Annotated in this window: 19 protein-coding genes and 6 pseudogenes; 12 read left to right on the top strand and 13 right to left on the bottom strand. The window is 59.9% G+C overall.

Annotated elements, in window-relative coordinates; all coding sequences use genetic code 11:
* Positions 1-63: 63 nt before the first annotated feature.
* The 4 genes from PQR27_RS36605 (at position 64) to PQR27_RS36590 (ending at position 3,108) form a co-directional block, all read left to right on the top strand.
* Entirely contained in the window at positions 64-261 is a 198-nt protein-coding gene (locus PQR27_RS36605; RefSeq protein ID WP_408528973.1) for a hypothetical protein, read from the top strand.
* Positions 262-501: 240 nt separating this feature from the next.
* Positions 502-1,065, top strand: coding sequence for a TIGR01841 family phasin (gene phaP / locus PQR27_RS36600; RefSeq protein WP_408528972.1), 564 nt, complete (start codon positions 502-504; stop codon positions 1,063-1,065).
* Between the two features lie 435 nt (positions 1,066-1,500).
* Complete coding sequence (locus PQR27_RS36595) at positions 1,501-1,644, top strand: hypothetical protein (RefSeq protein ID WP_408528547.1); 144 nt, start codon at positions 1,501-1,503, stop codon at positions 1,642-1,644.
* An 810-nt stretch (positions 1,645-2,454) separates the two neighbouring features.
* Positions 2,455-3,108 carry a protein-L-isoaspartate(D-aspartate) O-methyltransferase gene (locus tag PQR27_RS36590; protein ID WP_408528546.1) on the top strand — a complete coding sequence of 218 codons (654 nt, stop codon included), beginning with the start codon at positions 2,455-2,457 and terminating at the stop codon, positions 3,106-3,108.
* On the opposite strand, the gene PQR27_RS36585 is transcribed toward PQR27_RS36590, so the two are convergent.
* Positions 3,076-3,372: a DUF1643 domain-containing protein gene (locus PQR27_RS36585; protein WP_408528545.1), complete on the bottom strand. Its 297-nt coding sequence runs from the start codon at positions 3,370-3,372 to the stop codon at positions 3,076-3,078. The genes PQR27_RS36590 and PQR27_RS36585 overlap by 33 nt on opposite strands.
* Between PQR27_RS36585 and PQR27_RS36580 the strand changes: the two genes are divergently transcribed.
* Together PQR27_RS36580 and PQR27_RS36575 are read left to right on the top strand one after the other, a co-directional pair.
* A complete protein-coding gene (locus PQR27_RS36580; protein ID WP_408528544.1) occupies positions 3,296-3,604 on the top strand; it encodes a hypothetical protein in 309 nt (102 codons plus the stop codon). The genes PQR27_RS36585 and PQR27_RS36580 overlap by 77 nt on opposite strands.
* A 20-nt stretch (positions 3,605-3,624) precedes the next feature.
* Complete coding sequence (locus PQR27_RS36575) at positions 3,625-4,149, top strand: hypothetical protein (RefSeq protein ID WP_408528543.1); 525 nt, start codon at positions 3,625-3,627, stop codon at positions 4,147-4,149.
* A gap of 33 nt (positions 4,150-4,182) precedes the next feature.
* On the opposite strand, the pseudogene PQR27_RS36570 reads toward PQR27_RS36575, so the two are convergent.
* The 3 genes and pseudogenes from PQR27_RS36570 to PQR27_RS36560 form a co-directional block, all read right to left on the bottom strand.
* A pseudogene (locus tag PQR27_RS36570) lies at positions 4,183-4,263 on the bottom strand (IS6 family transposase); the annotation flags it as partial.
* Between the two features lie 284 nt (positions 4,264-4,547).
* The gene (locus PQR27_RS36565; RefSeq protein WP_408528542.1) at positions 4,548-5,567 is read right to left on the bottom strand and encodes an IS110 family RNA-guided transposase; all 1,020 of its coding nucleotides are present in this window, start codon (positions 5,565-5,567) and stop codon (positions 4,548-4,550) included.
* Between the two features lie 135 nt (positions 5,568-5,702).
* Positions 5,703-6,341, bottom strand: a pseudogene (locus tag PQR27_RS36560) (IS6 family transposase); the annotation flags it as partial.
* Between the two features lie 479 nt (positions 6,342-6,820).
* On the opposite strand from PQR27_RS36560, the pseudogene PQR27_RS36555 reads away from it, so the two are divergent.
* A pseudogene (locus PQR27_RS36555) lies at positions 6,821-6,958 on the top strand (NAD(P)H-dependent oxidoreductase); the annotation flags it as partial.
* Positions 6,959-7,872: 914 nt separating this feature from the next.
* Here PQR27_RS36555 and PQR27_RS36550 read toward each other — a convergent pair.
* Positions 7,873-9,375 carry an alkaline phosphatase family protein gene (locus PQR27_RS36550; RefSeq protein WP_408528541.1) on the bottom strand — a complete coding sequence of 501 codons (1,503 nt, stop codon included), beginning with the start codon at positions 9,373-9,375 and terminating at the stop codon, positions 7,873-7,875.
* Between the two features lie 654 nt (positions 9,376-10,029).
* Here PQR27_RS36550 and PQR27_RS36545 point away from each other — a divergent pair.
* The 3 genes from PQR27_RS36545 to PQR27_RS36535 all read left to right on the top strand — a co-directional run bounded on the left by PQR27_RS36545 (position 10,030) and on the right by PQR27_RS36535 (position 13,528).
* Complete coding sequence (locus tag PQR27_RS36545) at positions 10,030-10,698, top strand: MlaC/ttg2D family ABC transporter substrate-binding protein (protein WP_408528540.1); 669 nt, start codon at positions 10,030-10,032, stop codon at positions 10,696-10,698.
* A gap of 591 nt (positions 10,699-11,289) precedes the next feature.
* Positions 11,290-12,462 carry an NHL repeat-containing protein gene (locus PQR27_RS36540; RefSeq protein ID WP_408528539.1) on the top strand — a complete coding sequence of 391 codons (1,173 nt, stop codon included), beginning with the start codon at positions 11,290-11,292 and terminating at the stop codon, positions 12,460-12,462.
* Between the two features lie 658 nt (positions 12,463-13,120).
* The gene (locus PQR27_RS36535) at positions 13,121-13,528 is read left to right on the top strand and encodes a dioxygenase family protein (RefSeq protein ID WP_408528538.1); all 408 of its coding nucleotides are present in this window, start codon (positions 13,121-13,123) and stop codon (positions 13,526-13,528) included.
* Positions 13,529-13,618: 90 nt separating this feature from the next.
* Here the strand turns inward: PQR27_RS36535 and PQR27_RS36530 are convergent, their stop codons facing one another.
* Positions 13,619-14,965: a PQQ-dependent sugar dehydrogenase gene (locus PQR27_RS36530; protein WP_408528537.1), complete on the bottom strand. Its 1,347-nt coding sequence runs from the start codon at positions 14,963-14,965 to the stop codon at positions 13,619-13,621.
* A gap of 358 nt (positions 14,966-15,323) precedes the next feature.
* Here PQR27_RS36530 and PQR27_RS36525 point away from each other — a divergent pair.
* Positions 15,324-15,826 (top strand): annotated as a pseudogene (locus PQR27_RS36525) (cytochrome b).
* 72 nt (positions 15,827-15,898) lie between these two features.
* Positions 15,899-16,627: pseudogene (locus PQR27_RS36520) on the top strand (VIT1/CCC1 transporter family protein).
* A 421-nt stretch (positions 16,628-17,048) separates the two neighbouring features.
* Here PQR27_RS36520 and PQR27_RS36515 read toward each other — a convergent pair.
* The 7 genes and pseudogenes from PQR27_RS36515 to PQR27_RS36485 form a co-directional block, all read right to left on the bottom strand.
* Positions 17,049-17,234 (bottom strand): annotated as a pseudogene (locus PQR27_RS36515) (IS6 family transposase); the annotation flags it as partial.
* Positions 17,209-17,652 (bottom strand): hypothetical protein, encoded by a 444-nt coding sequence (locus PQR27_RS36510; RefSeq protein WP_408528536.1) that lies wholly within the window; start codon positions 17,650-17,652, stop codon positions 17,209-17,211. The pseudogene PQR27_RS36515 and the gene PQR27_RS36510, both read right to left, overlap by 26 nt.
* 22 nt (positions 17,653-17,674) lie before the next feature.
* Complete coding sequence (locus PQR27_RS36505; RefSeq protein ID WP_408528535.1) at positions 17,675-18,088, bottom strand: hypothetical protein; 414 nt, start codon at positions 18,086-18,088, stop codon at positions 17,675-17,677.
* A 393-nt stretch (positions 18,089-18,481) separates the two neighbouring features.
* The gene (locus PQR27_RS36500) at positions 18,482-19,669 is read right to left on the bottom strand and encodes a porin (protein ID WP_408528534.1); all 1,188 of its coding nucleotides are present in this window, start codon (positions 19,667-19,669) and stop codon (positions 18,482-18,484) included.
* Between the two features lie 87 nt (positions 19,670-19,756).
* Entirely contained in the window at positions 19,757-20,470 is a 714-nt protein-coding gene (locus tag PQR27_RS36495; RefSeq protein ID WP_408528533.1) for an ABC transporter permease, read from the bottom strand.
* Positions 20,467-21,156, bottom strand: coding sequence for an ABC transporter permease (locus PQR27_RS36490; protein ID WP_408528532.1), 690 nt, complete (start codon positions 21,154-21,156; stop codon positions 20,467-20,469). The genes PQR27_RS36495 and PQR27_RS36490 overlap by 4 nt, the downstream gene beginning before the upstream one ends.
* A 32-nt stretch (positions 21,157-21,188) precedes the next feature.
* Positions 21,189-21,977 (bottom strand): ABC transporter substrate-binding protein, encoded by a 789-nt coding sequence (locus PQR27_RS36485; RefSeq protein WP_408528531.1) that lies wholly within the window; start codon positions 21,975-21,977, stop codon positions 21,189-21,191.
* Between the last annotated feature and the right edge of the window lie 9 nt (positions 21,978-21,986).

Below are 21,986 nucleotides of genomic sequence, written 5' to 3'. Positions count from 1 at the left end.
TGCGTAACAGTGGGTATTCATCCCGTTCCGGCGCCATTGATCCCGTTCACCTGGGAGACGCGTATGCTTAGCCCCCATGAATTGGCTACCTTGATGCTCGTCAAGGACGCCTCCGATCCGGCCGGACTCGATCGCACCGAACTGGACGCCCTGCTGGAGCACCAACTCGTCGCGCTGGAGAAACTGGCGTCCGGAGGAGAGCGTTTTTCCATCACCTGTGATGGGAATTCCATTCTCCAGGCCGTCGCCCGGATCAGCTGAACCGCTGCCGCACCTGTCGTACCGCCTGGCAGAGGTAGTTGCGTCGGTTGGAGCCTGTCTGGACCAGGCGGCGGAGCCAGAACGCCTTACTTCACCGGTCGTGCGGGAGATGGCAGGGCCGACTGGAGGACGCGCGAGGTCCGGGTTGCCTGCGATGCCCACACTTTCGTTGATCTATTCACGCGATCCTGCCGGCCCGTCTCTGGATTCTGTGCCGGATCGCCATTCAGGAGCTTCATGATGAGTCTGTTGACACCCGAACAACTCACTGCGGCCCAGCGAGCCAACCTCGGCATTCTCTTCGGCCTGACCAGTCAGTTTGTCGAGGGCACCGGGAAGCTGGCAGCGCTGCATCTGACGGCAATCAGGTCGACCTTGGCGGAAACCCGGGAGAACACGCTAAAAGCGCTTTCCGCCAACGAGCCGCAGGAGTGGTTCGCGCTGCAGGCTGCCATTGCCACGCCGATGGCGGAAAAAGCGCAATCGTACAGTCGTCAGGTGCTCGAGATCGTCTCGGCTACGCAGGCCGAATGTGTGCACACTGCGCAGACGTATTACGAGGCGTACAGCGGCCGCCTGCAGGTGCTCGTCGAGGACGTTGCCAGGAACGCGCCAGCGGGCTCCGAAGCCGCCATCGCCGCGTGGAAGTCGGCGATTGCTACCACCAGTACACTGGTCGAAACGCTGCAGAAAACCGGCCAGCAAGCGGTACAACTCGCCGAAAGCAACTTTGAGGCTGCGACGGCAGTGGCCTCGAAGGCTGCCCGTCGCGCCGAGCAGGCGTCGGCTGGCGCGAAGCGGTAACGCCTGACGCGTGCTGCACGCCCGCGTCCGCGAGCAACGTCATGAAAGGGAGTCCGATTGAATTCTATCCCGGCGCGGACTGCAATCTCAGAGGTGGCCTCGTTCGTTCGAACAGGATCTGCGAGTTTTTAAGTGGAATTGCTAGGGCAATCAAGCTGCCGATTTTGTCGCTGGCAGCGTGCCGAAGTATGCTGCGCTGCGGGAATGCACCGAATTCCGAATAGCGTTTCTGCAGGAACTGTCGGACGCGAATGTCACCAGGGCCGACACAATGATCTACAGATCAGGCGTGCCCGCCGGCGGCGTCACTGAGCACCCGATCTTGACGAAATCGACGACTTGCTTCAGCTGTAACTTGCCATCCGATATACGGACCACGACACTACAATGTAAGCATGGTCGCAATCAGGCGGGGAGGCTGCCATGACTCAGTCAATGATTAGCTTTGTAGTGGGCCTGGTGGTCGTGCTGGCCGTTACGGTCATGCTGGCGCGACGTTACATGCGCGACCACCATAGCGAGAGAATGACTCAGTGGCTCGATACCCATCACATGGGCTGGATGCACCATAGGCATTGACTATGCCGTCAGAATTAAAAACCTCGCACGTTCGGGCGGGCCTCCAGATTGAATTGATTGGCGGGAGGCCATGACACCAGAGGATGCACTTGCTACCTTTGATCTGCTGAATATTGCGGGAAGCGCGGAGTTGCCAATAGATAAGGCGAGCGCCGGCGTAGGGAGTTTGCAGGGGCTCGGGAGAGGCTGGAGGATGCCGACACACCTGTCAGCCCCTGGATGTGAGCCTCCGCGCCCTCCGCCCGTCAAGGCACGTTTTCGCGTAGGAGACTGCGAATTCGCACGCGGCCTTCTCGGTAGGGAAATAGCCCATCGGCCCAAAGGCCCTTTGTTTGCCGACCGGACTGGTGACGATAGCCATTGCTGCATATCCACGTGACGACAGCGAGGCGACGGGGATTATTGTCGCCCGCTTATAGTGAGCGGGTTGTGCGTGCATGGCCGTCCCCTCTGTATATATCTGAAGTCTAGCAGGGGAAGGATCCAGTCACGCGTGCGTTGTCTCACGATCCGCGTGCGAAATACACCGCGCGAGTTGGCATCTTTCTGATTGGGTGCCGTTCCCCGGCCGTCGTTTGCCGGGGGCCGGCAATGCGTGCCGAGCGCCTCAAACACCCTGCTTCGAAGTGGGCAGATCGCGAGCGCGGCTCGATATGAGCAGGTTGCGCCAGCCTTACGGATGCATTCGACACCCGATGGGACGAAGGGCGGCTGGAGCTTGCGGGCGCCGTATCGTTACGGCTATGTTTCGGGGGCACCTGTGGGTCTGGCTCCGCCTATGCCTGTGCGACCCACTAGCGGGAGGCCACAATGATCGATTTCAGAGAAGCACGGGAACGGATGGTTGTGCAGCAAATCGCGGCCCGCGGCATCTGTGATTTCAACGTGCTATCCGCGATGCGTCATGTGCCGCGCGAGGAATTCGTAGCGAAGCATCTCCGTGAATGCGCGTACGACGATGGCCCGTTGCCCATCGCGAGTCAGCAAACGATCTCGCAACCGGCCATTGTTGCGCAGATGATCGAGGCGGCCGAATTGAGTCCGCACGACCGGGTTCTCGACATCGGCACGGGCTCAGGGTATGCCGCCGCAATTGCGGCCGCGATCGCGGCGCACGTTGATTCCGTTGAGCGCGATCCCGTGCTCGCCGACACCGCTCGCGAGACGCTGGCCCGGTTGGGTATTTCAAACGTGACCGTTCATCTCGGCGACGGCACTGTCGGCTTGAGCGCCCATGCGCCGTACGATGCGATTATCGCGGGAGCCGGCGGGCCGTGTATCCCGCGGGCGTGGCGTTCGCAACTCTCGGTTGGTGGCCGGATCATCATGCCGGTGGGGCGCGAGCCATACCATCAGCGATTGATCAAACTGGTCCGCCGCGGCGAACACGATTATCACGAGCGCTCGCTCGGCGCTGTGAGCTTTCTGCCGCTAATCGGCGAGGACGGCTGGGCAGCTTACTAGGTGCTTGGCCGCCAGGCGGTTGGAGCGCGTCGCTTTCCCAAAGCCGCGACAGCGACGGACTGACGGGTCGTCGATCTGTGCATCGGCAGTACTCGGATTGAGCATCACGAAAAGGGTCGTCGAGGAGAGCCAGAAAAGAGGCAGCGCATAATGGTGAGTTCCCGTTGTCAGGATGATGGAGGTAGATATGGCTACGTTTGCTATCGACGGCGTACGGATTAACCCTGCAACCGACCGTGTCACGCATGTGCGCTGGGCTCTCATCGACGCGAAGACACATGACTGGCTTTCTTCCACCGCAGTAGTCGAGGTGGCGGAAGTTGTCAGAGCGATCCGTGCGGGAGACGTTTGTTGGTCCCTTTTTACCCTCGGCGGCGCGAGATTTCTCGGTCCAAAAATAAAGATCGTTGCGCACACCAACGGCCCGGATGGGATCGACACTGAGCCCCCGGGCGCGAGTGTCGAAAAGTCCATGGACGATCTTCCGCCGGTTTGACGGAGTGCCGGTGTGGTCAGATGTACGCCTCCATGGCGCGGCATTTCATCACGGGTATGCCGAGCGGTCTCGTCTTGCCATTTTTCCTCAGAATAAACACCGCTCCGAAGCGGAAGGGGCGAATGACCCCGCCTGTCTCGCCGATGATGATCTGGCAGCTGCTATACGTTGCTATGTCGACAGCAAGTTCGGCCAGGAAGTGCTCGATGGAGAGAGCCTGTGAAGACAAGCGCGCTGGCGACGTTCCTGATTACGCGAGCGGCGTCGATCTCCTTGTATTCGTTCAGCGGCGCAAGGATGATGTGAAAGATCCGCAGCCTGAAGACCTGCTGCGCGAAGATCGTACGCCGTCCGAGTCGGTCTGCCGCCATGAACTTGCAGCCCGGCTCAGTTCAGTGAACCTCACTTCATCTTTTGGCGTGTCGATCAGTTCGAGAATTTCCGCAGCCTTCACGATATCGATGGTGTCGCCGATCTCCTGGCCGATCTCGTTTGAGACGTCGTCGGGCGTGTCGTGGAGGAGGTTGTGTCGCGATAAGCGATGAGGGTTCAGCAAGCCGGCATCAGATTAGGATACCTTATGTAATCAGCGAGTAAAATTGAACGGCGACACTGCGGGTGGTGTCGCCACTCATCTGGCCCTTGCGGATCATGTGCATATATATGAACGCCTCCCGTTTGCGAAGCAATTTTTCCTGCTTTGACGTACAGAATTGGTTGCTGCTGTATATACGGCCTTACTGCAGCCGATACGGCCGCTGCGGGCCCCTATGAAATCCGCTGACTCGCACCTCATTGAGCTCACGAGCTCGAGGCTCTTATGCACATTCAGGTTTAGCGAGTCCGGGTCCAACCTGTCTTGTCATCACACTCGATTGCCGACGCAACCTTTCGACGTACCATCCTGTGTAAAGCGTTAATCCTCTACGCAGCGCTAAACCGTTCAGGCTGGCTTCGCGCTCACGTACCCCTTCTGGTACGGTTGATCGTGGGCGAGGATTGCCCAGATCGTCCGCGCTATCTTGTTGGCCAGTGCTACGATTACCACGTTCGGCGGTCTGCGCTTTCTGATCTGCTCGACCCAGGGACCGGGTTCTCTAACGTGGTGCAGCACGCTGCGCGCACCGTGAATCAGCAGCGTGCGCAGATACGTATCACCGCGCTTGCTGATACCCAGCAACGTCACTTTGCCTCCCGAGCCCGTTTGCTTCGGCACAAGACCGATCCAGGCCGCGAACTCGCGCCCTGATCTAAACGACTTCGCATCGCCCATTGTCGCCACCGCAGCGGTCGCCGTGAGCACACCAACGCCTGGGATCGCGGTAATCGCCTTGACCGCCTTGTCCTCCAGCATCCACTGGCGCAGCCGCCGCTCAATCACGGCGATCTGTTCATCGAGCTTCGTCAACCCGTCCCACTGCTCTCGCAACGTATCGATCAACACCATAGGTAGGCGATCCGATATCCTGGCCAGCACCGCGGGTATTGCCTTGTCGAGCGCAGCCCGGCCCCTGCCCATCACTTCGCCGTATTCGGTCAACAGTCCGCGTAGGCTGTTGATCTGCATCGTACGGAACTTGACGAGCTGCTGACGCATCCGGTGCAGCGCCAGCACGGCCTGCTGCGCTTCGGTCTTTATCGCTACCGCCTTGCTGGGCTGCTGCACGGCCAGCCAGACCGCCCGGGCGTCGGCCGCATCGTTCTTGTTGCGGATGTTGAACGCCTTGACGAACTCTGCAGGCATCAGCTTTACCTGATGCCCCATTTTTATCAGCTCCCGTGCCCAGTGCTGTGCACCGCCACACGCCTCCATCCCTATCAGGCAGGGCGCCCGGTTCGCAAAGTATTCGAGAAACCTGGCTCGCTTGACCGGCCTGTTCACGATTTCACCTGTCCCGGCGTCCACGTAGTGAAGCTGGAAGACGCTCTTTGCAATATCGATCCCTACTGGCGTAAGGTTCATTTCGGACACCTCCGGTTTTGCCTGGGAAGACCTGTATGATCCTCCATCCTAGGCACTTTGATGCCCGTCGGCGCGTGAGGGTCCACCTTCATTGCTGAAACCCATCGCTCACGGGTGGGAGGCGTTCATTCCATTGAGCTCGATACCGGAGAGGATGATGCGCGCGCAGCGGAAATCCTTGAAGCCCCTCATCGGCCTGATGATGCGTTTGATCGCGCGATGGTCCTGTTCCACAATATTGTTCAGGTACTTGACCTGTCGGATCCGGATCAGCATTTCCCGTTCGGCGTTCAGGGCATCAAGTGCGGCCAAGTTCGCGCCGCTCTTGTCGATGGTGACCGTCTCAGGTTCTCCATTGTTCCCGATCGCCTTTTCGAAGTAACGTCGGGCAGCGACCTTGTCACGACGGGCGCGCAAGAGGAAGTCGACCGTGCTGCCGGCCTTGTCGACTGCGCGATACAAATACTTCCACTGGCCGCCTACCTTGATATACGTTTCATCCATTCTCCAGCTCTGCCCCACGGGCCGCTTGTACTGGCGAAACGCCTTTTCGAACAGCGGCACGAGTTTGATGACCCAGCGGTGCACCGTCGAGTGGTCAACGTTGACACCGCGCTCGGCCATCATCTCTTCGAGATTGCGCAGACTCAACGCATAAGCCACATACCATCGCACGCATACCAAAATTACATCAAGCGGATAGTGAAGGCGCTTGAGTACCTTGCCGATTCCGGGCGGCAACGACGTCTTCGACTTCGACATTCCGGTCTTCATGTAGTTGGAGAGGCGAATTCTACCGCAGTGCCTTACTGCGACACTGCCAGCACCGCGCGTGCTCGCCCTAACACACGATCTGTAATAGATCTATGGTGTTCGACGAATATAGTAAGCGTGATCACCCGCTTATTTCAGTCGTTCGCGGCGCTGCGAACATCAGAAATGCGCGAATTTTGTCGGACGCGTAGACTCCTGCGACCGCTCACGCGATGCGGCTTATCCGCTGTGGGCGGCGGCGCCTGCATTCTCGTCGGCACACGCCTGACTCGTTGATGAGATACGATCGCTTAGCCACGTCGCCATGAACGACTTGTGCAACAGGATGCCATCACAGATCAGTCTGGTTTCGAAAAAGCGACCAGATTCCGCTGTGTCGATCAGCGAAGTGTAGGAAGCGATCTCGCGGATTGATTCCTGGTACAGGTTGTCGATCTTCGCCGCCAGACTCTCAGGAGGTTCGCCAATGTCCGTTGCCGAGCGTGGCGGCCAATCGTCCGAAGGACGTCGAATTGCGCAAGCTGTCGGAGTGGTCCGAGGAGCAGGTGTGGTGCAGTCCTGAGCGTCACGGCACGCTGACCGCCGTATTCAAGATTCAGATCGACTGGCTTCCGCTCGCCAGGACTCGCAACGACGCTCGCGCAGACCTGTCTGCGCGTCTTCGCTTTCAGCAGTCTCCCATTGTGGCTGATTCGCTGAACGGCGGCTTTCGAGCGGCTCCGTTGACCGCATCGAGTTGCGTGCTGTCGATCGCAGGCACTGCCACGCTCAAGCTGTGCATACCAATTGAATGAGGCAGCAGTCATATCGGGTTGTTCGATGCCTGCCATCATCCGCAGGAAGGTGAATGCGCCACCGCGCTTCGCTGGCAGGCGTCGAACGACCCTCGATGGAGGAAACCGCGAAGTGCCCCGATGCGGTCGGAGTCTTTGAGGCTATGGCGATTGATAGGCCGGGATGCCCGGCAATGTTGATGGATGCGTGGTCAGGCGGGATGCTGGATACGCCCTGACGCCCTGACGCCCTGACGCCCTGACGCCCTGACGCCCTGACGCCCTGACGCCCTGACGCAGTGATGAAGCGATGCAGCGGCGCAGTTGTGATGGCGAAGCGGACTTGCGAGGGACTGTGCGAAGTGACAGGCGCAAACGTCCGCTCGTGGGCCGCGTTGCAGCAGAGCCGTCGGTCGGTTTATACATGCAGGGAGCGTTGCGCTCATGGCTCACCTGGGAGTGGACAAAAACTGGAGGGAGCACGACGTTTTTGCCCTAAGCTACTTTCGACACTTGTTCAGCGAGGTGAGGAATGGAATTGCACTGGACGATTTACCTGCAGTGGGACGGTGCTGATGAGAAAGTGCCATTAGCCAGCTTTCAGCGCCCGCTCGAAGGAGCGACCCCGGCTGACTTTGGCCGGCGTTGAAATCGGCTCCAGCGGCTAGTCCCATGCTTGATGTAGTGGAATTCATCGGTACCGGTGACCTTCTCTCGTGCAGCAAAAGGCTCGCGGACGCGCTGCTCCAACGCAGCGGCTAGGGCTGTTTGTGTGCCTTGGTCATTCGCGCAATATAAGTAACGTAATCTACGAGCGTCTCGCGCGAAACCGGCTTCACAGCGGCTTGTCCCGCTGGCGTTTGTGCCTTCGCCGGATCAAGTTCGTCACCCACGGGCGTAGCTATGCCCGGATAGAGCCGGGCGGCAAAAAGCGCAGTGTCGTGAATCGCCGCCACTTGCTGCTTGTCTTTGGCCATCTGTAAGTCCAATGCGTGAGCGATGATTGCGAATCCGCCGATATGGTTCGCAGTGACGGAAGCAGTTTCTGCAGGAGCGACGTCCAGGGCCGGCGTGGGCGCGGACTCCAGCGTCAACGGCCCGTCGCTACCGTCAACTCGTGATTGGTCGAGAAGTGCGCCTTTCCAGGATGGAGAAGTGGCATCACGGTGCGTGAGTGGCGCGTCGATCCCAAATGTTTCCAGTACCGACCTCACGATCGAAGCATGGTCGAAGGCGACGCCGTCCGACGAACCTGGCGAGGGGAAGAGTTTGCTACCCAATCGCCCATGTGGGGCCCAAGGCGAAATCAACAAGGCGGGCACGCGTACCCCCAGTTTATCGAACGCGAATTGTCTCGGATGCAGGGCGCGATGCTGGTTTTGGTTACCGTCGCCAGGAGGCTCGGCTGATGGAGGCAGCTTGTGGTCAAAAAAGCCTCCGTGCTCGTCCCATGTAATCAACAGCACGCTCTTTTGCCATACGGGCGATTTTCGGATCGTCTCATAAACGTACTTGATGAAACTCTCGCCGGCAGCCATGGAACCAACGGGGTGCTGAGAATTGCCGTTGGCGAAGTCGCCGCTCAGTAAGCCATAGTCAGGCTCAATGAACGTGTATGCGATGTCGTAACCGGAGGCGAGATCTCGTTTGAAAGGGTCATCACCGGCACCGGGAGCGATTGAACGGAAGGTATCCCTGTGAAAGAAGCCACCGACGAGCCCCTTGATGGCAAGCACCTGCGGAAATGCGTCAGCGTGATAGACCCGCCATTTCTTCCCGTGGGCAGTCAGGCGGTCAAAGATCGTCCCGTTTTTGAAGGCGAAACCGAGACTATCAATGGTCACGGATGCGCCGCTGGTGAACCCATCAGGGCTGTTGTCGAGGCCGCCCGATGATGCGGCATGCACAAAGAACCTGTTCGGCCATGTTGGGCCCGGCATGGACGAGAACCAGTTGTCAAACAATACGAAATTCTGCGCGAGCTGAGAGACGATCGGAAGGGCGGGCGGCCGAAATCCTCTCATTGCAATAGTGGCCGACGTGCCAATGCTAAATCCACTCATGGGCGGCGTACCGGATAGTTGCTGCGTCACGTCGTCAAATTCGTGCGGCGGATCGTCTGTCAGCCTGTCGGCGGCTCCGTCGGAGAAGCCCCATGAGTCACTGGGCGGTTGGACGCCGTCGATACCTGACAGTCCGAAAAGGTGATCGAAGGATCGATTTTCCATAACCAGGACAAACACGTGTTCGATGTCAGCCATGAAATCCTCCGCACATGAACCGGACGTTCGCTTATGACAGTACCTCGCGGTTCGACAGCCGGACGTGCGTTACCGAACGTAAGTGAAAGCTATCGGACAGGTGCGTCGCTCGACATTCCATGCGCCGATTCGGCGACGTGTCGCACCATATCAACCGAAGGCGATGCCGAATTGAATTCTGTGTTCGACGCCGACCAACCTGTCAGGAACTTATGACTGTGTCGGATGGTTGCTTGCAGCAATTGCAAAGGGCTGAGGCACCGGAAAAGTTTCGCTCGGTGCTGACCAATTTTGCGTCGGTCTACGGTTAGCGGAATTAACGGACACGATTAGCGCTCCAAAGGACACTATTAGCGGAATTTACGACCTTCAACACCGGGGCCGGGCGCTCCGCGCCTGGCCAATCACGAACGAAGAGAAGATAGCAAAACGACAACAATCAGTCGGGTACCTGTCATATCCGTTCGTGTTGTCGTGGTCGTTGCCTGAAGCGATGGCAACGGGATGTACATTGGCGCAACCGCCCCTGGATATTCGCGCAATCCATCAGGCACCTGGTATGCCAGCGTCGCCGCATGAGCAGCGAAGCGCCGCGCGAACCGTGCCATCACCGCTCCGGCGGTCTACGGGCCCTTCTCGGAATCGAGGTTTGCGATGAAGCACTTCTGTCGAAGCACCGTTGTCGGTTCCGCGTTCGTCGCATCGCTGGCCATTGGGGTCGGCATCGGGTCGCTGTGCGCGCCTGAGCACGCCTGGTCCGCTCAAATCAACGACCAGACCGACCCGCAGACACTCATCCAGACCGTGACGCAGCAAATCCTGGACGAGGTGCGCCAGCAGGCGCTCACGCCGGACGACATCCCGCGCATCATGATTATCGTGAACCGGGACATCCTCCCCTACGTCGACATTCGCCGCACCACGCAGTACGCGATGGGCCGCTTCTGGCGCACCGCGACACCCGAGCAACAGGACCAGGTGGTCGAGCAGTTCAAGCAGTTGCTTATCCACACGTATTCCGGCGCGCTCGCGCTGGTCAGCACGGATCAGAAATTCGAGTACCCGCCTTCGCCCGCCGAGTCGAGCGACACCGACGCCGTGGTGCGCACAATCGCGCCAGGCAAAAACGGTCAAGTGCAGATCGACTACCGGCTGTACAAATCACCGCAGGGTTGGCGGGTCTACGACATGAACGTGCTCGGCGCGTGGCTCATCCAGACCTACCGTACGCAATTCAGCGACAAGATCCAGCAAAGCGGGGTCGATGGGCTGATCCAGTTTCTCACGGACCGCAACAAGCAGCTTACGTCTGGCAATCAGTGACCGCGTGGCGGATTCTCGGTGTAGGTCTGGACGTGCCCGTGGCCGACGAGTCTTTAACCTGGTTAGTGATGGGACTCGACAGGCCTCTTCTGAGGATTACGAACGCCCAACATCGGCGCATGGATCGGACCGGAGATCGGGGCGACGTATTCGCGTGAGGAGGCGTGCGCGACCGAACGAATGTCGCGGTCGATGGCGGTCAGCAGCTGCATCAACCAGGGAACTGGCATGGAAAGCGACTCCAGTGTTGCCAATCACGCTGGAATATTTTGCCCCTGCCAGCCGTTTACTGCACACCCTTCGCCCGCATTCGCGTTTGCCACCGGTCGATCCAGTTCTCGTCGTGCATGACGCATGCCTCGTTCGCCGCGCACTGGCCGGCAGCGGGTCTGCTTTTGCCTGGTTTACGTCATTCGCCCCACTGCTGCCAACGCTGTGCGACCCCCGTTCGAGTCGCAGGACTGCTGTGCTAGTGTCCGCCACGCGGACACGGGCGAAATTCGCTTGCGGCGGCCGGCACGCGATGCGTGCAGCGACAACAGACGCGCCCGCCCCGCGGCTTTCGTGGAGAGCCAAGTCATGAATCCCCTCATGCGAAGTCTTACTCCGAGGTTCGGTCGGCAACCCTGCCAGCGCGTTGCCCGTGGGAAAGGCCGCGCGCTGAAAAGCCTGCTGCTGACCACGCTATACGGCACGGGTCTCGCGCTTTTCTCAGCGAGCATCGCCATTGCCGGTGAACTCACGGCGCTGCTGCCGCCTTCGTTCGTCACCTCGTCGACGGTGCCGGCCAACGGTGACCTCAATCCGTACGGCGTCGTCTTCGTGCCCGAGGGCTTCCCGCGCTTCGGCACGATCGCGGCGGGTGACCTGCTCGTGTCCAATTTCAACAACGCGCAGAGCGCCGGCAATCTTCAGGGCAAAGGCACGACCATTGTCAAGATCGTGCCGCACGACAACCCGGTCACCTTCTTCCAGGGTCCGACGCGTCTCGGTCTGAGCACCGCGCTCGGTGTGCTCAGGGCCGGCTTCGTGCTGGTCGGCAATGTACCGACCAGGGACGGCACGTCCGCAACGGTCCAGCCCGGCTCGCTGCTGGTGATTAATCGAAGTGGCCGCCAGATTGCGGAATGGACGCCCACGATGGCAAAGATCAATGGCCCCTGGGATCTGACGATCTTCGATCAGGGCGACCACGCGAAGGTATTTGTGTCAAACGTGCTGGATGGCACCGTCACGAGGCTCGACGTCAGCGTCGATGACGGCGGCGTTCATCTGAACCGCGCCACGAAGATCGCCTCCGGCTACACATTCCGCAGCGATCCGGCAGCACTGGTTCTCGGACCCACGGGACTCGCCTACGATCCGCAACGCGATGTACTTTATGTCGCGTCGACCGCCGACAACGCGATCTTCGCCGTCTTCGGCGCGGGCAACTCGCAGCACGACGGCAGCAAGGGCGTGGTGATCTACTCGGACAACGCTCACCTGCGCGGCCCGCTCGGGATGAGCCTCGGACCGAACGGCCATCTGTTCGTCGCGAATGGCGACGCGGTCAACGCCGATCCGAAGCGGCCGAGCGAAATCGTTGAATTTACGCCGCAAGGCCGCTTCGTCGCGCAGTTTTCCATCGACCCCGCACCAGCCGGTCCGTTTGGAATCGCGTTTGCGCAGCCGCAGCATGAGTTCGTGCGCTTTGCGGCCGTCGACGACAACACGAACACCGTGACCGTCTGGCAACTGCCATTCGAGAACGCGGGCCAGTGAGGCATAACGCTGCACGCGGCGCATCACGCAAAGATGCGCGCGTGCGGCCCGTCAGCGGACATTCGCCGACGTCGTGTTGCCGCCGCCAACAACCGCTTGGCCTATGACCTGCGGAACAACTTGAAGGAGTGAATGACCGCTACCCAGGCAACTGCCGGCCAGGTGGTGCCTGGCCCACCCTCCGTTGAGGGTCGGCAGTGCCTATTCGACTTGCTCGGAAGCGGCCATTGTGGAGCGGCCGCGATGGCATGAACGGCATGCCAAGGCTGCCGACGACCAGTCATTCGCCAGTTACGTCTCTTATGGCTCACCCGACCTGAAGTTTCGCCTTACGATGGCTGGTACAGCATGCTGGCTCCGTTAGCCGCAACGGCGCCCGCACGGACGCTCGTCGGCTCGCAGCGTGCTTCGCGCAGCGTGCCGATCGAGCGGGAAGCAAGGAGCGCTCACGATGCGGACCCGAATTATGAGCCAGGGACGGCGCGATTTTCTTCGCAGGTCGGGTGCAGTGCCGTCCACGTTGCTGCTGTTGGCCCTCGGACAAGCAAGCTATGGCCGGGCCGATGCAGTTTCAGCTACACCCGCCTGCACTGACGAACACGAACCGAGCCGGCAGCAGACGGCAGGTCCATTCTTCCTGCCGCACTCGCCGCAACGCATGTCGCTGCTCGAACCGGGCATCAATGGAACGAAGATCGTCCTGACCGGACGGGTGTGGTCGACACGATGCAGGCCGGTGTCCGGGGCCTTACTCGATTTCTGGCACGCCAATGACGCCGGGGAGTACGACGTCGAGGGGTTCCGGCTGCGCGGCCATCAATTCGCCGACAGCGAGGGACGCTACCGCCTTGAGACCATCGTGCCGGGGCTATATCCAGGACGCACACGACACTTCCATGTGACGGTGCAGCCGCCCAACGGGCCTATCCTTACCACCCAACTGTACTTTCCTAGCGAGCGGCGCAATGCTCGCGATGCCCTGTTCGATCGCCGGCTGCTGATGACGATTGACGACGACGGCGAGCAAAAGGCGGCCCGGTTCGATTTCGTGCTCGCAGTCACGTAGCGCAAGTCGTCGTGAAGCCGTGGGCAGACTGATTCTAGCCGCCAGCAAGACGCCCCTGATGTCGTCGAGGAGAGGAGCCAGAGGAGGGGGTCATTTGCCTGTCGACGAGACGTGCGCCGAGTCGATGTCGCCACGCGGCGCGACTCGCCAGACAGTGTTACCTACGTCGTCCGCTACGAGCAGCGCTCCGTGCCCATCCAGCGCGACACCGACAGGTCGCCCCACGGCGTGGCCGTCAGCCGTCAGAAAGCCGCTGAGAAAATCCTCAGGAGCGCCAGCAGGCTTTCCATCGAAAAAGGGCACGAAGACCACCTTGTAGCCGGTGCGCGGCTTGCGGTTCCATGATCCATGCTGGCCAACGAATGCGCCGCCCTGATAGTGCGTTGGGAACAGCGCGCGGTCGTAGAAGACAAGACCTAGCGAAGCCGTATGATTGCCGAGGGCATAGTCCGGCGCGACGGCCGTGGCGACCACGTCGGGACGTTGAGGTTTGACTCGCGTGTCGACGTGCTGGCCGTAATAGCTGTAGGGAAAGCCATAAAATGCTCCCTCTTTAACTGCGGTCATGTAGTCCGGTACAAGATTGTTACCGAGATCGTCCCGCTCGTTGACCGCCGTCCACAACGCGCCGCTGTCCGGTTGCCACGAGAGGCCGTTGGCATTGCGCAGTCCTGTCGCATAGGGCCGCAGGCGGCCCGTATCCACGTCAAACTCAAGGATCCGTGCGCGATCCTGTTCGGCGTCGACGCCGTTTTCTCCCGCGTTGCTATTCGATCCCACCGTGATGTAGAGATGCTTGCCTGAGTGATCCGCGAGGATATTTTTCGTCCAGTGATGATTGATCGCGCCGGCTGGCAGATCGGCAATTTTGACCCCGGGGCCAGTGATCTGCGCGGCGCCAGTAGGGTAGTCGAAACGCAGCAGGGCGTCCGTATCGGCAACGTAGAGTTTATTGCCAATGAGCGCCATTCCGAACGGAGAGTGCAGGCCACGGAGAAACACGGTTTGCATCTGGGCGACGCCACTTCCGCTCGCGTCGCGTAGCAACACGATGCGATCGGGACTCGTCACACCCGCTCCGGCGCGCTTCATGACCTGCCGTCTGACCCAGCCGAATATGCCACTTCCTTCGTCGTGCTCTTTGGGTGCATCGCTTTCCGCCACCAGTACGTCACCGTTTGGCAACGTATAAAGCCAGCGCGGATGCGCCAGCCCGGTGGCGAACTCGGTGACGGAAAAGCCGTTGGGAACGATGGGCATGAAACCGGCCGGGCGCGCCTGAACGGGCGCGACGTTGACCATGGGAATCAACTTCGATTCTGGCGCCGGTATGGCGGGCGAGACGCCGAAACCGGTATCGGTTGTAGCCGATGGTCCGATCGCGCAGGCGGCGAGCGGCAAAACCATTAAAGCAGCCAGACGATCTAGAAGGCGCATGCTTGTTCCCAGCGATAAGCGTCAGTCAATGATGCTGGAGAAGAGCAGCAAGAAGCCTGCCTGTGAAAATGCATGCCGATGCGAAAATGGCTCCGGGGTATTCTATTGGAAAGTCGGCCTCGCGACCCTATAATTGCCCCGATAGCCTCGCGGGCATACCAGGCGTCGATAGCGCCACTGTGCCGCCGGATGACTCCGCGCGGAACATCAGGTTTCCTTAAGGTGAGATCGTTAGCATCGTTTAGGGCTGACGACGTGCATGTGCCGGAAGTCGATTCCAGAGTCGCTGGTCGGGTCGTTTATTAACCCGACGAGGTTCCGGGTAAATTGAGGAGCGGGAGCGAGTAAGGGCCAGGAAATCACGCGTCCGGCATATGACGCGGTCGCGCGTACGCTCCACTGGCTGACCGTCCTGTGATCGCAACGCAGTTTGTGATTGGTTGGACCATGCCGGACGTCCGCAAGGGCACGCAACCCGTTGGCCTGATCGCCTGGCATCTGGGCGTCGGCTCGACGCTGGTCGCCGTAGTGCTGATCAGGGTGGTCTGGCGATTGACTCACCGGCCCACACCGGATGACTTGACACCGCTGTTGAGCGTCATCTCGCGTGTCACGCATTTTCTGCTCTATGCAACGCTCGTGCTAGTGCCGCTGCTCGGCTGGATCAATGCGTCGTCACGAGGATGGACGGTTCGATTGCTGGGTGTCGTGCCGTATCCGGCACTGGGCGCCCCGGGCGCGGCTTTCGGACACGAGATGGGCGACGTGCACGGCATCCTTGCATGGGTGCTTTTCGCTCTGATTGGTCTGCATGTCGGCGCGGCGTTATTCCATCGATTTGTTCTGGGAGACCATGCGTAGCGGCGGATGCTGCCCTGGGCGGCGCCGTTGCGCCAGAAGCATGCCAATCGAAACGACTGATATTGGGCATCGATGCCCAAAGGACATGCAGAACCTCATCGCATCAACGCAATTGGGCGGCTACGCGCGGCGGTACTCGGCGCGAACGATGGCATCGTCTCGACGGCAAGTCTGATTGTCGGCGTCGCGTCAGCGCACGCTGAACACGGCCATCTCGTCTGACCGGCTTGGCTGGACTGGTAGCCGGCGCGATGTCGATGGCGACTGCCGTACGTGTCAGTTTCGTTACAGGCGGATACGGAAAAAGCAGCGCTTGCCGAAGAGCAGGCGGAGCTTGATGCGGACGGCGCGCGCGAACATCGGGATCTGGCGGCAATATATGTGCGACGCGGTCTCGACATGGCGCTCGCCAAACAGGTGGCGCAGGCACTGATGGCACACGACGCGCTCGGGGCACATGCACGCGACGAATTGGGTATGTCGGAAGTCACCACGGCAAAGCCATTGCAGGCCGCACTTGCCTCGGCCTGCAGCTTCTCGGGGGGCAGCTTTACCACTTGTTGTCACTGCGCTCGCACCGCGGCAATGGGTGCCAGCGGGTATCGCGGTGATGGCGCTGGCTTCGTTGGCAATTCTCGGCGGACCCGCCGCGCGCGTTGGCGGTGCGCAAGTGGTCCAGGCGTATTGCAGGTTGCGTTCTGGAGTGCGTTGGCAACGGGTCTGGCATCTGCGGTCGGTGCTTATTCGGCGCGAGTTGAACCGTCGTCCGAATCTATGCGGGGTCATTTGAAAGAGTTTTAAGATGCCTGGACGTTGGGGAAGGGCGTGCCGCTCAGAAACTGATTGCTGCGTACGAACCGCGCGGGAGGCGGAGTGCGGCCACGAAAATACGGTCAATTGGTTTTCGCGACCGTCTGATGATCGTTGAGTTAGCGGCCGTTCCATAATCCGACGGACTACGGGACGAGCCATGCAATTGTTTCGATCAACTTGCCCAAACTGAATGCAGTCAGACTGAATGGGCAGTAGGAAGCGCAGCGCATGTGGGAATGTCGGCCCGGCTACTGACGCGTCTCCTACCGGAAGCGGGGCACTGGCTCTCTTCTCGACGGTCGTCGGAAATCGCCCACGCATTTCTCTCTGAATCGCAGCGCGATCTGGAACTGCGGCGCTGTCACGTTAAATTGTTCGCGACGCAATAGCGGAGAGGACACACGCTTGCTCAGAAAACGGACGGAACCGGGGTGGCCTCAGTGAAACGATGCCAGTCGGCGAAGCGTGCGGCGAGCTGTTTGCGATAGAGTGAGGCGCGTAACAGGTGTCGCTTGAGCGCGAAGTATCGACGGATCGGACCGAAGCTCGATAAAAAAGCCTGCCTGCGTTCAGGATCGCGGAAGCCACGCATGCGTCATCTCAGCAACGTGACAGTGCCGCCGGCAGCTGTAGCTCGCCGGATCCTGCGGTTTGATGAGCGTTGCGCCAACCACGTCATGTAGTATGCCTTCGACCCGGGCGCACACGTTGGCAAGCGCACCATCTACGCGGAACTCGTTCCAGCACGCGCCGATGAACGCTGCCGAACGATGCGACGGCAATCCGGCGCCGGGTACGTACGCGTCGCCGCTGAACTGAAGCGTGCGCGGCGTCCACTCAGTCAGGGCGCATCTGACCGCGCGCAGCACGTCTTCGGCGGAGCATTCGCGACGCAGGCACAGGTGATAGCCGAGCACCGCGCGGGAGGCGACCTCGATCAGCGCCACATCCCACAGACGGTGAATGACGCGCGGCTCGGTGCCGCCGTGCGGTGACGGCACGAGGACCACCATGCGTGCATCCAGCTTGTGTGCGTCACATTCCAGCCGCTCGAAAAGCTGCAACGCGCGCCTTGCGCATCGCATCTTCACCGCCGGCTAGTTGTCGCTGCCGTTCGGGATGAGCGCTCAGGACGCGGTCGATGTGACGGCATAGCGTGACATAGCCGCGCTTTTCGACGTTGAATGGCCACTCGCCCCGGCGCTCGAAGCCGCGTTCGCGCAGTTCGCCGAGGAACCTGCGGAATACGGCCAGTCGGGGACGTCGCGAGGACTCCAGGTCTCCCCGTTTGCCCAGTATCCGGTCTCGCAGACGGGCATCGAGACCGAGTCCACCGGGCGACTCAAACACCCGCTGCAACGAGCCGACGGCGCCGCCTCCCCAGTTGTTGGGTTGCAGCGGCGCTGAGCGGGTAATAGGCCTTGACTCTTTCGTGGGGGAGCGCGCCACGCCATCCATAGACACGCCCGTCGGGATGTTGCTTAAGGCAGCGCTCCGTCAGCAGGCGATAGGCTTGGCCGCGTCCGATACTGCACGCTTCCTTGATCCGCGCGGAGCTGGCGCCCTCGAGATAGAGGCGAATCGCCTGTCCGCGTCGCCGGTACTGGTCGCGGCCCGGACAATGCGTGCTCGTCAACGACCGGCCAGCTCTCGAGATCGACTTCGCACTGCAAACCAGTGCCATCGCTTGCCGTACCTACCCTCAGCCGTGGCCGTCGCGTCATCTGGCACCTCCGCCGCGAACCGCCTCTACGAAACAAGATAAGCACTTATGCGCTGCAGAGCATAAGCGCGTAGCTTCCCCGCTAACAGCCCCCCTCGGGGTCTTTCTGAAATGGTCTCTTAGAACGTGTGCCGGATCGCCGCGCGCACGACAATCTGACTCGATGACGAAGACAGGTCCTGCGCACCGGGCACGTACGCCTGATCGAGAGCCGACCCTGTTGCGTTGCCTGCGATCTTTTGAAAGGCGCCCTGGACATACACATCGGTGCGCTTTGACAGGTTGTAGTCTGCCATCAAGCCGACGGTATGAATCTTCGGCCGTACGCTACCTGTTGTTGCATCGTAGTTCTCCACCGTATAGACGTATTGCGCACCCACAAAGAATGCTGGCGTGAACTGATATTTTCCGTTCAATTCGAAATTCTGATACTTCAGGCAGGTCAACGTCCCGCCCGCGAGTGCCGCGCTAGTCGGTTGAATGCTCTCCTGGGCGCTGAGGTAGGCGACATTCGCGGCCGGATTGCCGATGTTCGTGTTGGTATAGACGAAGCCAACCGTCGCCGGGCCCATTGTGTAGTTGATCCCCGCGCCAAAAATGCGCAAGCGCTCCGATTGAAAATTCGCGTCTGCGGCGATGGTTGAACTTGATCCGGCAATCGCGCCACCGGACGTCGATCCCGGATTGTCCGCATTCAGATAGGCTGCGGCAATCAACAGTCCGTCGTACGTGTACTGTGCGCCAACGCTTAACTGCCGGTTGTTGGCGAAGCCCGTGCTGTTGCTGAAGCTATACGTGCCGCCGAACTGGAAGCCGGCGATATCTGGGCTCGCATACTTGACCGTGTTGTTGACGCGGAACGTGTTATCCGTGTTGTCGTTGTCGAATGGATGCGATAGCAGATAACCGCCCCAGTTGCCATTGGCTGTCGTCAGCGCAAGATAGTCGACCACCGAATCATATTGGCGGCCGAGCGTCACGGTCCCGTACCGCTCGCTTTCGATACCGACGTACGCCTGACGTCCAAATCCAAGACCGCCTTGCCCGAGCTTGCCGGTGTTGACGTTGAATCCGCTTTCGATCTGAAAGATCGTCTTGAAGCCGCCACCCAGATCCTCGGTGCCTTTCAGCCCCCAGCGACTACCCTGTGCATAGCCGCTTGCCATTTCATACACGTGGCTTCCGCCAACGTTGTTCGTGAAGTCGAGTCCCTCGTCAATCACGCCGTACAGGGTTACGCTGCTCTGCGCAAATGCCGACGTTGCAAATGTTGACGCTATTGCGATAAAAACGAATTTATTATGCACTTCGCGATCCTTAATATTTACACGTTCTTTTAAGTACTCGACTACCATTGACTAACCTGACGATTTCTCTTGAGCGGCAATGCACCGTTATCCACCTCGTGGTTTCAGATACGCCAGAAGGCGTCGCTCAAGCTGCCGAAACATCCAGACCAGGGCGAAAGCGATCATTGCATACAGCAGCGCGGCAATCCCAAATGCCTCAAATGACGCATACGTTGCCGAATTTACGTCACGGGTCACTTTCAGAATGTCTGGAATCGTGGCGGTGAACGCGAGCGTGGTGGAGTGCAGCATCAGAATCGCTTCGTTGCCGTACATGGGTAACGCACGCCTCAGCGCAGAAGGCAGAATGATTCGCCGGTAGACGGTAAATCTGGACATGCCGACTGCGAACGCTGCTTCGATTTCTCCGTAGGCTGTCGCCTTGATCGATCCCGCAAAGATTTCCGTGGCGTAAGCGCACTCGTTCAGCGCGAATGCCAGCAGTGTGCAGTTCATCGCATCACGAAAGAATGCGTCGAGCAGCGCATGCGAATGCACGGCATGCAAGCTGTACAGTCCCGTATAGCAGATCAGCAACTGGACGTAGAGCGGCGTTCCCCGAAACATATAGGTGAACAGCCAGACCGGTGTCGACAGGAACCGGTTGCGCGATGCCCGGGCCACCGAGAGCGGCAACGCCAACGTAAATCCCAGTCCGAGCGATGCCACCAGAAGCCATAACGTGACCGCGAGCCCGGTGAACTGAAAGCCATCGGTGTACAGGTAGTTTTGCCAGTACTGCCGGACAATATCGATCATGTCGCCACGCGCCTCACACCCGCGGAATACCGTACTTCGAGCCGCCACAACACCACATTGGATAGCGTTGTGATTGCCAGATAGATCGCACCGGCCGCGATCGTGAATAGAAAAAAGTTCTGCGTCGACTTGCCGGCATCCTGCGAGGCCTTGACGACATCTGACAGTCCGATGATCGACACCAGTGCAGTCGCCTTGACGATAACCTGCCAGTTGTTGCCGATACCCGGCAACGCCAGTCGCATCATTTGCGGAAACATGATGCGAGTGAACACCTGCCAGTTGGACATGCCGAATGCCATGCCCGCTTCCAGTTGTCCTCTCGGCACGCCCATGAATGCGCCGCGGAATGTCTCGGTGAAATACGCACCGTAGATGAAGCCGATTGTGACGACACCGGCCGAGAACGGATCGATATCTATCTGGTTGAAACCAAACGCGTCCGTGATATGGTTCAACACGATCTGGATGCTATAGAAAAGCAGCAGCATCAGCACGAGATCCGGCACCGCCCTGATCAAGGTCGTGTATGCGACACCGAGCCGGACGATGTAACGGCGGTTGGACAGTCTCGCCGCAGCGCCGCAGAGTCCCAGAGCGAACGAAACAAGTAGCGACAGCAGCGCAAGCTTGATCGTTTCGCAGGTGCCGGCCACGAGAGCCGGTCCGAAGCCTCCGAGTATCATTTTGTCTCCTGTAGTGGCTGGCTCAGACCGGCTCACTTTGCGCCGTAGATATTGAAGTCGAAGTACTTTCGGTTGATCCGTGCATAGGTCCCGTTTGCCAGCACGGCAGCCAGTGCCTGATTGAATGCGTTGCGCAGCGCAACGTCCTCCTTGCGAAGGCCCAGACCGTCGCCCTGACCGAAATACTTCGGGTCGTCCAAAGCGGGGCCGGCAAACCTGTAGTCCTTACCCTCGGGCTTCTTCAGAAAACCGTCGCTCGCTTCGATCGACGCCTGAAATGCCGCATCGAGCCTTCCCGAGATCAGATCGGTGTACACCTGATCCTGATTCTGGTAAGAGACGATCTGCACGCCAGCCGGTTGCCACTGTGCTCTGGCGTAATCTTCCTGACTCGAACCCTGTTCGACGCCGACACGCTTGCCTTTTAGCGAAGCGGCGGTCGGCAACAGATCGGAATCGCGCTTGACAACCAGGCGGGCCGGCGCGTTGGAGATCTTGTTCGTGAACGCGATCTGCTGCATGCGCTTGGGTGTGATGGTCATCGACGACGAAATCGCGTCGAACTTTCTCGCCAGCAGTCCGGGGATCATGCCGTCAAAGCTCGTTTCGACCCATACGCACCGGGCGTGAAGCTCGGCACAGAGCGCATTGGCGATATCCACGCCAAAACCGGTCAGCCTGCCGTCGGGTGTCTTGAACTCGAGGGGTGGATACGTCGGATCCACCGCCAGCCTGATCTCCTTGCCGGCCCAGTCAGCGGCACTGGCGCCGCCGGACAGCGCCATCAAAGCTAACGAGATCGTTGCAAATACCTTCTTCATGTGTTTCTC

It is taken from the genome of Paraburkholderia fungorum (assembly GCF_046027215.1).
Lineage (GTDB): Bacteria > Pseudomonadota > Gammaproteobacteria > Burkholderiales > Burkholderiaceae > Paraburkholderia > Paraburkholderia fungorum_D.
Note: the sequence above shows the minus strand (reverse complement) of the source record. Positions and strands in the feature narration are given on the sequence as shown.

Bases quoted from the DNA above. Each gene is read 5' to 3' on its own strand.
- PQR27_RS36510 (WP_408528536.1), bottom strand. From the start codon at position 17,652: ATGGTGGTCCTCGTGCCGTCACCGCACGGCGGCACCGAGCCGCGCGTC.
- PQR27_RS36490 (WP_408528532.1), bottom strand. From the start codon at position 21,156: ATGATACTCGGAGGCTTCGGACCGGCTCTCGTGGCCGGCACCTGCGAA.
- PQR27_RS36605 (WP_408528973.1), top strand. From the start codon at position 64: ATGCTTAGCCCCCATGAATTGGCTACCTTGATGCTCGTCAAGGACGCC.
- PQR27_RS36540 (WP_408528539.1), top strand. From the start codon at position 11,290: ATGCGAAGTCTTACTCCGAGGTTCGGTCGGCAACCCTGCCAGCGCGTT.
- PQR27_RS36595 (WP_408528547.1), top strand. From the start codon at position 1,501: ATGATTAGCTTTGTAGTGGGCCTGGTGGTCGTGCTGGCCGTTACGGTC.
- phaP (WP_408528972.1), top strand. From the start codon at position 502: ATGAGTCTGTTGACACCCGAACAACTCACTGCGGCCCAGCGAGCCAAC.
- PQR27_RS36530 (WP_408528537.1), bottom strand. From the start codon at position 14,965: ATGCGCCTTCTAGATCGTCTGGCTGCTTTAATGGTTTTGCCGCTCGCC.
- PQR27_RS36545 (WP_408528540.1), top strand. From the start codon at position 10,030: ATGAAGCACTTCTGTCGAAGCACCGTTGTCGGTTCCGCGTTCGTCGCA.
- PQR27_RS36590 (WP_408528546.1), top strand. From the start codon at position 2,455: ATGATCGATTTCAGAGAAGCACGGGAACGGATGGTTGTGCAGCAAATC.
- PQR27_RS36575 (WP_408528543.1), top strand. From the start codon at position 3,625: ATGTACGCCTCCATGGCGCGGCATTTCATCACGGGTATGCCGAGCGGT.
- PQR27_RS36495 (WP_408528533.1), bottom strand. From the start codon at position 20,470: ATGATCGATATTGTCCGGCAGTACTGGCAAAACTACCTGTACACCGAT.
- PQR27_RS36565 (WP_408528542.1), bottom strand. From the start codon at position 5,567: ATGAACCTTACGCCAGTAGGGATCGATATTGCAAAGAGCGTCTTCCAG.
- PQR27_RS36535 (WP_408528538.1), top strand. From the start codon at position 13,121: ATGTCGCTGCTCGAACCGGGCATCAATGGAACGAAGATCGTCCTGACC.
- PQR27_RS36580 (WP_408528544.1), top strand. From the start codon at position 3,296: ATGGCTACGTTTGCTATCGACGGCGTACGGATTAACCCTGCAACCGAC.
- PQR27_RS36550 (WP_408528541.1), bottom strand. From the start codon at position 9,375: ATGGCTGACATCGAACACGTGTTTGTCCTGGTTATGGAAAATCGATCC.
- PQR27_RS36585 (WP_408528545.1), bottom strand. From the start codon at position 3,372: ATGAGAGCCCAGCGCACATGCGTGACACGGTCGGTTGCAGGGTTAATC.
- PQR27_RS36485 (WP_408528531.1), bottom strand. From the start codon at position 21,977: ATGAAGAAGGTATTTGCAACGATCTCGTTAGCTTTGATGGCGCTGTCC.